Source organism: Streptomyces sp. PU-14G, from assembly GCF_041028275.1.
Classification (GTDB): domain Bacteria; phylum Actinomycetota; class Actinomycetes; order Streptomycetales; family Streptomycetaceae; genus Streptomyces.
Window position 1 is genome coordinate 19,437 of the sequence record NZ_JASKYT010000062.1, and the last position, 8,634, is coordinate 28,070.

General features: G+C 71.7%; 7 protein-coding genes. 2 read left to right on the forward strand and 5 right to left on the reverse strand.

The window, feature by feature from the left end; translation table 11 throughout:
* Positions 1-36 precede the first annotated feature (36 nt).
* The 4 genes from AB8Z75_RS10605 to leuA form a co-directional block, all read right to left on the reverse strand.
* On the reverse strand, positions 37-1,332 hold the full coding sequence (locus AB8Z75_RS10605; protein WP_369201201.1) for an MFS transporter: 1,296 nt from the start codon (positions 1,330-1,332) through the stop codon (positions 37-39).
* A complete protein-coding gene (locus AB8Z75_RS10610) occupies positions 1,329-2,711 on the reverse strand; it encodes a GH1 family beta-glucosidase (RefSeq protein WP_369201202.1) in 1,383 nt (460 codons plus the stop codon). The genes AB8Z75_RS10605 and AB8Z75_RS10610 overlap by 4 nt, the downstream gene beginning before the upstream one ends.
* A 100-nt stretch (positions 2,712-2,811) precedes the next feature.
* Positions 2,812-3,480, reverse strand: coding sequence for a TerB family tellurite resistance protein (locus AB8Z75_RS10615; protein WP_369201203.1), 669 nt, complete (start codon positions 3,478-3,480; stop codon positions 2,812-2,814).
* Between the two features lie 195 nt (positions 3,481-3,675).
* Positions 3,676-5,475, reverse strand: coding sequence for a 2-isopropylmalate synthase (leuA, locus tag AB8Z75_RS10620; protein WP_369201204.1), 1,800 nt, complete (start codon positions 5,473-5,475; stop codon positions 3,676-3,678).
* Positions 5,476-5,947: 472 nt separating this feature from the next.
* Between leuA and AB8Z75_RS10625 the strand changes: the two genes are divergently transcribed.
* Complete coding sequence (locus AB8Z75_RS10625; RefSeq protein WP_369201205.1) at positions 5,948-7,042, forward strand: M4 family metallopeptidase; 1,095 nt, start codon at positions 5,948-5,950, stop codon at positions 7,040-7,042.
* A gap of 66 nt (positions 7,043-7,108) precedes the next feature.
* Positions 7,109-7,384: a protealysin inhibitor emfourin gene (locus AB8Z75_RS10630; RefSeq protein ID WP_369201206.1), complete on the forward strand. Its 276-nt coding sequence runs from the start codon at positions 7,109-7,111 to the stop codon at positions 7,382-7,384.
* Positions 7,385-7,411: 27 nt separating this feature from the next.
* Here the strand turns inward: AB8Z75_RS10630 and AB8Z75_RS10635 are convergent, their stop codons facing one another.
* Positions 7,412-8,224, reverse strand: coding sequence for an HAD family acid phosphatase (locus AB8Z75_RS10635; protein WP_369201207.1), 813 nt, complete (start codon positions 8,222-8,224; stop codon positions 7,412-7,414).
* Between the last annotated feature and the right edge of the window lie 410 nt (positions 8,225-8,634).

An 8,634-nucleotide genomic window follows, 5' to 3' on the forward strand; every position in this document is an offset into this window, starting at 1 on the left:
CTTGGGCAGCCGGGGGGCGCGTCCGCGGCTGCCTGCCTAACGGACCCCGCGGATGCGCAGCACCAGGAGGGCGCCGGCGAGGCCGATGGCGGCGGAGGTGAGGTAGAGGGTGGGGTAGCCGCCTGCGTGGGTGACCAGGGGCGCGGCCAGGGCGGGGGCGGCGACCTGGGGCAGGGAGTTGGCGATGTTGATGACGCCCAGGTCCTTGCCGCGGTCGAGGGCGGCGGGCAGCACGTCCGCCATGAGGGCGAAGTCGACGGAGGTGAAGACGCCGAAGCCGACACCCAGCAGGGCGGCGGCGCACAGGACGCCCGTCCAGGTCTGCCAGCAGGCCATCAGCGCCGAGGCGGCGGCCATCACGACGCCGGCCCACAGGACGAAGGGTTTGCGCCGCCCCGCACGGTCGGACCAGACGCCGCCCACCACGACGGTGGCCAGCAGCAGCGCGGCGTTCACGGCGGTCAGGACGAGGACGCCGTCCTCGGGCGCGGCGACGTGCAGTTCGTCGCGCAGGTAGTACAGCAGGTACAGGAGTGCCAGCGCGTTGCCGAGGTTGACCAGGAAGCGGGTCAGCCAGGCCCAGCCGAAGTCGGGGTGGGCGCGCGGGCTGATCCAGAAGCCGCGGGTGAATCCCCGCCAGGTGAACGCGGGCCGCAGCGCGGGCGGCAGTGGCGTGTCCTGGCGCAGCAGCACGTACGGGACCACGGCGAGCACGGTGAACAGCGCGCAGGCCAGGTAGCCGGCGGTGATGCCGCCCGCGGCCATGGCCAGGCCGGTGCCGAGGACGACGCCGAGGGTCTGGGAGACGCCGAGCCAGCCGCCGACGGCGCCGCGCTGCCCGGCCGGCACCCGGTCGGGGACGGCCGCGACCAGCGCGGCGAAGGTCGCGTTGAGCGCGAGTTGCACCAGGCACCAGCCCAGCACCATGGCCGTCGTGTTCCGGGCGAGAGCGAGGACGACCAGGCCGGCGGCGCCGCCCGCCACGCCTGCGACGATCCACGGGACGCGCCGCCCCCAGCGGGAGGTGGTGCGGTCGGAGACGGCGCCGAAGAGGGGGTTGGCGACCAGCGAGACGGCGGCGCCGATGCCCGTCACCCAGGCCAGTACGGACTCCTTGCCCCACCCCGCGGGGGCCAGTTCCGCGGCCTGGAGGGCGAGCAGCACCTGGAGCGGCCCGTACCAGCCCACCCATACCGAGCCGTTGGCGAGCGAGAGCGCCGCCGTCCAGCGCGGGGTGACCGGCGTGGTGGGCTCGGCGAGGGGCCCGGCGGCGGGGTGCGCGGCACGGTCGGCGGGGCCGCCGACGGCCCCGGGCGGGGGGTGAGCCGTCACTGGCCGGTTCCGGGGCCCGGCGGGCGCTGCGCGCGCAGCACCTCCCGCAGCCAGTGGAAGGAGTCCTTGGGGGTGCGTTCCCGTGTCGCGTAGTCGACGTGGACGAGCCCGAAGCGCTGCCCGTACCCTTCGGCCCACTCGAAGTTGTCCAGGAGTGACCAGACGAAGTAGCCGCGGACGTCGGCCCCCTCGTCGAGTGCCGCGTGGAGTTCGCGCAGGTGTGCGTCGTGGAAGGCGATCCTGCGGCTGTCGGCCACCGGCTCGGGGTAGGCGCAGCCGTTCTCGGTGATGAGGACGGGGGGCAGCCGCTCGCCGTACCTCTCACGCAGGAGCCGCAGGGTTTCGCGGAGCCCTTCGGGTACGACGGCCCAGCCGAAGCCGGTGCGCTCCTTGCCGGGTATCTCCCGGATGCCGAAGGGCAGTTCGGTGGGCATGCCGATGCCGGCGAACTCGTCCTGTTGGGTGTGCGGGTCGGGGGCGCCCACGAGGGTGGGCTGGTAGTAGTTGACGCCGTACCAGTCCAGGGATCCGCCGATCACCTCCAGATCGTCGGCGACCGGCCCCGGCAGCAGGGCGGCCAGGCCGTCGTCGGGATAGCGGCCCAGCAGCAGCGGTTCGGCGAACAGCCGGTTGGTGAGCAGGTCGTAGAATTCCGCGGCGCCGGTGTCCTCCTCGCTGCCGGACAGCGGCCAGACGGGCCCGTGCGAGTTGGCGACGCCGACGGAGCGCACGCCGTGGGCGCGCAGGGCGCGGGCGGCCAGGCCGTGGCCGAGCAGTTGGTGGTGGGCGGCGGGCAGCGCGTCGAACAGCAGCCGTTTCCCGGGCGCGTGTGCGCCGAGGCCGTAGCCGAGGACGGTCACCTCGGCGGGTTCGTTGAGCGTGATCCAGTGGGTGACGCGGTCGGCGAGGCGGGCGGCGACCGCGTCGGCGTAGTCGGCGAACCGCTGTGCGGTGTCCCGCTCCAGCCAGCCGCCGCGCTCCTCCAGCGGCAGCGGCGTGTCCCAGTGGAAGAGGGTGGGCACCGGCTCGATGCCCGCTTCGCACAGCGCGTCGACGAGCGCGTCGTAGAAGTCGAGTCCTGGCGCGTTGACCTCTCCTCCGCCGGTGGGCAGGACACGGGGCCAGGAGACGGAGAACCGGTAGGCGCCCACGCCCAGCTCACGCAGCAGCGCGACGTCCTCGCGCCACCGGTGGTAGTGGTCGGTGGCGGTGGCGGCGTCGCTGCCGTCCTTGATCCGCCCCGGCTGCCGGGCGAAGGCGTCCCAGACGGACGGTCCCCGCCCGTCCGCCTCGGCGGCGCCTTCGATCTGGAACGCGGACGTCGACGTACCCCACAGGAACCCGTCGGGGAACGCGGGCAGCGGCTGATGGCTCGTCATGCGGCCAACTCATCAGCGCGGGCCTGCGCCCGTCAATACTCGTGCGTAACAACGGCGTTGGCGTCCCGGTGGGCGAGACGGGCCGCGCCGCCCGCGCGGATCAGGACGGGGTGTGCGCCTGGGCGAGCAGCCGGTCCACGTCCTGTGCGCCGAGCTGGAGCGCCTGTCCGACGGTGGCCAGCACCTCGCGCTCGGCCGCGCCGTACACCCCGTCGGCGAGCGCGATCCGCGCGCCCTGGAGCAGCAGGCTCTCGCGGCCCGGCACGGCCAGGTGCGGGGCGAGCGGGGCGAGCACCTCGTGCAGTTCGATCTCCCTCGTCACCGGGGTGCGCCCGGGTGGCCCGCTCTCCCGCGTGAGCGCGGCGAGCAGCGTCATCAGCTCCTCCTCGCGGCAGCCGGGGAAGCCGGCCGCCCGCACCGTCTCCACTGCCGTCTCGCGCACCGCCCGCGCCTCGGCGCCGCCGGCGGCCAGCACGGCCAGCGCCACGCTGTGCACGGCCTCGCGGAGCATGGTGGCGAGGCGGTCGGTGGTGGGGTGGTCGAGCGCGCCGACGGCGAAGTGGTCGCGGCAGGCGACGCATTCGACGACGGGCCCGGCCGGGCCGCGGGGGAGCAGCGGGACGCCCAGGAGCACGAAGCGGCGCCTCCCCGTGCGCCTGCGGTAGCGGCGGTCACCTCCGCAGCCGGGGCAGAAGAAGTCGCCGTCGTCGAGGGTGCGCCAGCTCGTGCGGACCCCTGCGAGACGTACACGGAAGGGTCGTTGGCGCATGGCCTCGCACCTCCATCACGATTCGGCAACGTCGCCGGATGGACGTGATGTTAACCACAGTCGTGCGGCGGAGTCAGCCCCACGCCACCGATTCGCCCCCGCGTCGCGGTTTTTCGGCCGGTGCCGGCACGCCGGCCCGCTCCCCTGCCGGGCGCCTGGGGTACGGCTCCCAGCAGGGGTTTCGGCCGCTTCGCCTCAGCGGTAGGCGCGGTTGACCGCCGAGACGGCCGCCTTGATGGAGGCGCGCACGATGTTGGCGTCGATGCCCACGCCCCACAGCACCTGTCCGTCGATGGCGCACTCGATGTAGGCGGCGGCCTGGGCGCCGACGCCCTCGCTCATGGTGTGCTCCACATAGTCGAGCAGCCGCACGTCCACGTCGAGGGCGTGCAGTGCGTCGAAGAAGGCGGCCAGCGGCCCGTTCCCGGTGCCGCTGAGGGTCACGGGATCGCCGTCGACGACGGCTTCGACGGTGAGCGCGTCGGCGCCGTCGCTGGTGGCGGACGTCTGCGCCCCGCGCAGCGCGATGCGGCCCCAGCTCTTGTGCGGAGTCGGCAGGTACTCGTCCTGGAAGATCGACCAGATGTCGGCGGGGGTGATCTCGCCGCCCTCCGAGTCGGTCTTCTCCTGGATGATCCGGGAGAACTCCACCTGCATGCGGCGCGGCAGGTCCAGGCTGTGCTCGCCCTTGAGCACGTAGGCGATGCCGCCCTTGCCGGACTGCGAGTTGACGCGGATGACGGCCTCGTAGGAGCGGCCCACGTCCTTGGGGTCGATGGGCAGGTAGGGGACGGCCCACTCGATGTCGTCCACCGTCTTGCCCGCCTTCGCCGCGCGGACCTCCATGGCCTCGAAGCCCTTCTTGATGGCGTCCTGGTGGGAGCCGGAGAAGGCGGTGTAGACCAGGTCGCCCACGTACGGGTGGCGCGGGTGGACCTCCATCTGGTTGCAGTACTCGTAGGTGCGGCGGATCTCGTCGATCTGCGAGAAGTCGATCATCGGGTCGACGCCCTGGCTGAGCAGGTTCATCCCCAGGGTCACCAGGTCGACGTTGCCGGTGCGCTCGCCCTGCCCGAACAGGCACCCCTCGACGCGGTCGGCGCCCGCCATCACGGCCAGCTCGGCGGCGGCCACGGCGGTGCCGCGGTCGTTGTGCGGGTGCACGGACAGGCAGACGTGCTCGCGCCGGGACAGGTGGCGGCCCATCCACTCGAAGCGGTCGGCGTGGGTGCTGGGCGTGGAGCGCTCGACGGTCGCGGGCAGGTTGAGGATGATCTCGCGGCCCTCTTCCGGCTGCCACACGTCCATGACGCCCTCGCAGACCTCCAGCGCGAAGTCCAGCTCGGTGTCGGTGAAGATCTCCGGGCTGTACTGGTAGCCGAAGGCGGTGCGGTCGTCCAGCAGCTTCTCGGCGTACTCCAGCACCAGGCGGGTGCCGTCCACGGCGATCTGCCTGACCTGGTCGCGGCTGCCGCGGAAGACGACCTCGCGGAAGACGGGGGCCGTCGCGTTGTACAGGTGGACGGTCGCGTGGTGGGCGCCCTTGAGCGACTCGACGGTGCGCTCGATCAGCTCCTCGCGGGCCTGGGTGAGGACGGAGATCGTCACGTCCTCGGGGATCGCGTCCTCCTCGATGATGGACCGCACGAAGTCGAAGTCCGTCTGGCCCGAGGAGGGGAATCCGACCTCGATCTCCTTGTAGCCCATGCGCACCAGCAGGTCGAACATCTCGCGCTTGCGGGCCGGGGACATCGGGTCGATCAGCGCCTGGTTGCCGTCGCGCAGGTCGGTCGACAGCCAGCGGGGCGCCTGGGTGATCCGGTTGCCCGGCCAGGTGCGGTCGGGGATGTCGACGGCCTCGTACTGCCCGTACCTGTGGACCGGCATCCCGGAGGGGCGCTGGCGTACCGAGGCGGCGGTGATCGGGGTGGCGCGGCTGATGGGGGAACGCGGTGAACGGTCTGCCTGATTGTCCTGGTCAGCCTGGGATGTCATGACGCGAAGGCTCCTGCGGATGTCTCGCCGCCCGCCGGGTCCGCCGAGGTGATGAGGCTCGGCCAAGGACGCGTTCGCGGGCACAGGGCGAAGGTTTCGTGAGGACCGACGACAGCATCGAACTCCGCGGGGAGGGGGTCGGCCTTGCGGTGGCTACAGACCCTCGCCGCGGCAGCTAAGAAGAAGCAGCCCGAAACGCATGATGTCAGCAGCATAACGGAGGCCTGCCGTGGCGACAGGGGTGTATCACCATGCGGGATACCGAATGCCGGTACGGCGGCCACGGAGCACCGCCGGCGGAGCCGCGAGCGGAGCCGCCGGCGGATGCCGCCCGCGGACCGCGGCGAGGATTGCGGGCAAGTGTGGCATAGCAGGCGTATCACCGCGTTCTCCTGCGGTGTTCACCACCGTTTTGCGGGAATCATCGCAGCAACCGGTGACATGTCAGTGACGGAGTGCCACATTGCTTTCTATGAACGCGCTTCCATCGCACTCGCCGCAGACCCACCCCGTCTTCTGCACCATCGTGCCGCCGCACCTCCTCGACCAGGTATCACGCCACGGCGACGACCTGTTCTCCCGGCCGGCCCGCCGCACGCTGGAGCGGGACGCCACACAGCGCACCCGCCGCCGGCTCACTACCGTGCGTTACGGCGTTCTGGCCGCCGCGCCCGCCGTACCCGACATCGATCCCGCGGAGCGCAAGCCGCAGCGCACCATCTACGACGCCGACAACACCGAGCAGCTGCCCGGCACGAAGGTCCGCGAAGAGGGCGGGGAACCCTCCCAGGACGCCTCCGTCAACCGCGCCTACGCCGGCCTCGGCGCCACCTTCGAGCTCTACCTGAGCGTCTACGACCGCTACTCCATCGACGGCGCGGGGCTGCCGCTGGACGCGACCGTGCACTACGGCGAGGACTACGGCAACGCCTTCTGGGACGGCGAGCGCATGGTCTTCGGCGACGGCGACGGCGAGGTCTTCCGCGACTTCACCCTGCCCGTCGAGGTCATCGGCCACGAGCTGACCCACGGCGTGACGCAGTACACGGCCAACCTCGAGTACTTCGGCCAGTCCGGGGCGCTCAACGAGTCCGTCTCCGACGTCTTCGGGTCCCTGATCAAACAGCACAGCCTCGGCCAGAACGCCGGGGAAGCCGACTGGCTCATCGGCTCCGGCCTGTTCACCGACCAGGTGGAAGGCGAGGCCCTCCGCTCGATGAAGGCCCCCGGCACCGCCTACGACGACGACGTGCTCGGCAAGGACCCCCAGCCGGCGACCATGGACGAATACGTCAACACGGGCACGGACAACGGCGGCGTCCACATCAACTCGGGCATCCCCAACCACGCCTTCTACAAGCTGGCCGTCGACCTGGGCGGCAACGCCTGGGAGCGGGCCGGACAGATCTGGTACGACACGCTCACCGGCGGCCTGAAGCCCGACACGGACTTCGCCGCGTTCGCCACGGCCACCGCCGAGGCCGCCAAGTCGCGCTACGGCGACGGCAGCGACGAGCACGAGGCGGTACGCAAGTGCTGGTCCGAGGTGGGTGTGGAAGGAGCGTGAACGCACGGCCCTGATGCCACCCGACCGGCACTTAACGTGCGGCCGGATGGCCGGGAAGATGGACGTATGCGTATCACCGTCATTCGCACGGGAGGCTTCGGCGGGCTCACCCGCCGGGCCACCCTCGACACCGCAGGGCGGCACGACGCCGCCGAGGTCGCGGCCCTGGCAGACCGGGCGCTGCGCGAGGGACTCAGCGAGGCCCCCATGGGGGTGCCCGACGGGTTCCACTACGAACTGAGCGTCGAGGACGGTACCCGTGGCACCGCCCACTTCGCCGACCCCAAGCTCACCGAGGCGCAGTCGTCGCTGGTGAGAAAGGTGCTCAAGGAAGGAGCGTGACCCCGGAGGCGGGCGGCACCGCCTCGGCTAGGGCAGGTAGTACATCGGGTTCGGCAGCTTGACCTTCCGGGCGGCGTGGCCGCCCTCGAGGTCGCTGTACTGGTCCCCGAAGTTGGCGAGGATGTCGTACCCCTGGTCCTCGATGTGGGCCCGGGTGCCCGACTTGTACTCGACCGTCGTGCAGTCGCTTCCGCACTCCAGGTAGGCGGGCGGGTTCTTCTCGTCCTTGAGGAAGAAGTGCTTCTTGTCGACGGGCATCTCGTACCCCGCCTTCTTCAGGTTCCGCACGCTCCAGTCCCGCTGGTACTCCGCGCGCCCGGTCACCAGGAAGACCGTGACCCCCTTCTCGTGCGCCCAGTTGACGAGCTTCCGCATGCCGAACACCGGCGCCATGTTCTCGGTGCGCAGGTAGTCGTCCTGCGCCTCGGTTTGGAAGTTGTAGCCGATGCGGCGCTCGAAGTTGTAGGTCAGCAGCGTGGTGTCGTCCACGTCCAGGACGATGGCCGGCTTGTTCCGGTGACCGCCGCCGCCCCGGTGGTGCCCGTGCCCGCGCAGGTCCCGCTCGATGTCCTTGCGGGCCTTCGCCGCGATACCGCGGGTCTGCTTAGCGTAGTTGCCGCGCGGAGAGGCGTAGTGCTCGCCGTCCTCGGTCTCGATGTCGCCGTAGTACGCCTCGATCTTCGTCTTCACCTGGTCGAGGTTGGGGATCTCCTTGTCGCTCCGGGGCACCGCGTGCTCGGCGGTGGCCTGGCCGGCACCGAAGAACGCCGTACCGGCGAGGGCGGCGACGGCGACGAGGGGCGCGGCGATACGGGCGGGCCGACGGGACACACGGGACATACACGGCTCCTGAGAGGGATGGGGCGGCACGTGCCGGGGGGCAGGACCCGGGGAACGTAACAGCGCCCTGAAGCCCGTATCTACGCGCGGAGATTCAACACTGTGTAAAACCTGCGCGGGTCCGTACACCGCCGCCGCACCCTCGGTGCGGGCCGCGCGGGGACTGCCGCGGGGCGCGCAGGGACTATGGTCGAGGGCACGTCGCGCCGCGCGCCCCGCGTCGTGGCGGGACGGGGACAGCGAGTTGACGAAGGGTGAGCACGGTGAGCACGCGCAGGAGCTCCGCATCCGGCCCGCCCGCGTCCGGCCGGCCGGCCCCGCCCGCGATGCAGGGCCCACCACCGATGCCGGGCCAGTCGGCGCACGGCCCCGCGCAGCCGTCGTCCCGCCCCCATCCGTGGCAGGCACCC

Coding starts and splice junctions, on each gene's coding strand:
- AB8Z75_RS10630 (WP_369201206.1), top strand. CDS start 7,109: ATGCGTATCACCGTCATTCGCACGGGAGGCTTCGGCGGGCTCACCCGC.
- AB8Z75_RS10610 (WP_369201202.1), bottom strand. CDS start 2,711: ATGACGAGCCATCAGCCGCTGCCCGCGTTCCCCGACGGGTTCCTGTGG.
- AB8Z75_RS10635 (WP_369201207.1), bottom strand. CDS start 8,224: ATGTCCCGTGTGTCCCGTCGGCCCGCCCGTATCGCCGCGCCCCTCGTC.
- AB8Z75_RS10615 (WP_369201203.1), bottom strand. CDS start 3,480: ATGCGCCAACGACCCTTCCGTGTACGTCTCGCAGGGGTCCGCACGAGC.
- AB8Z75_RS10625 (WP_369201205.1), top strand. CDS start 5,948: ATGAACGCGCTTCCATCGCACTCGCCGCAGACCCACCCCGTCTTCTGC.
- leuA (WP_369201204.1), bottom strand. CDS start 5,475: ATGACATCCCAGGCTGACCAGGACAATCAGGCAGACCGTTCACCGCGT.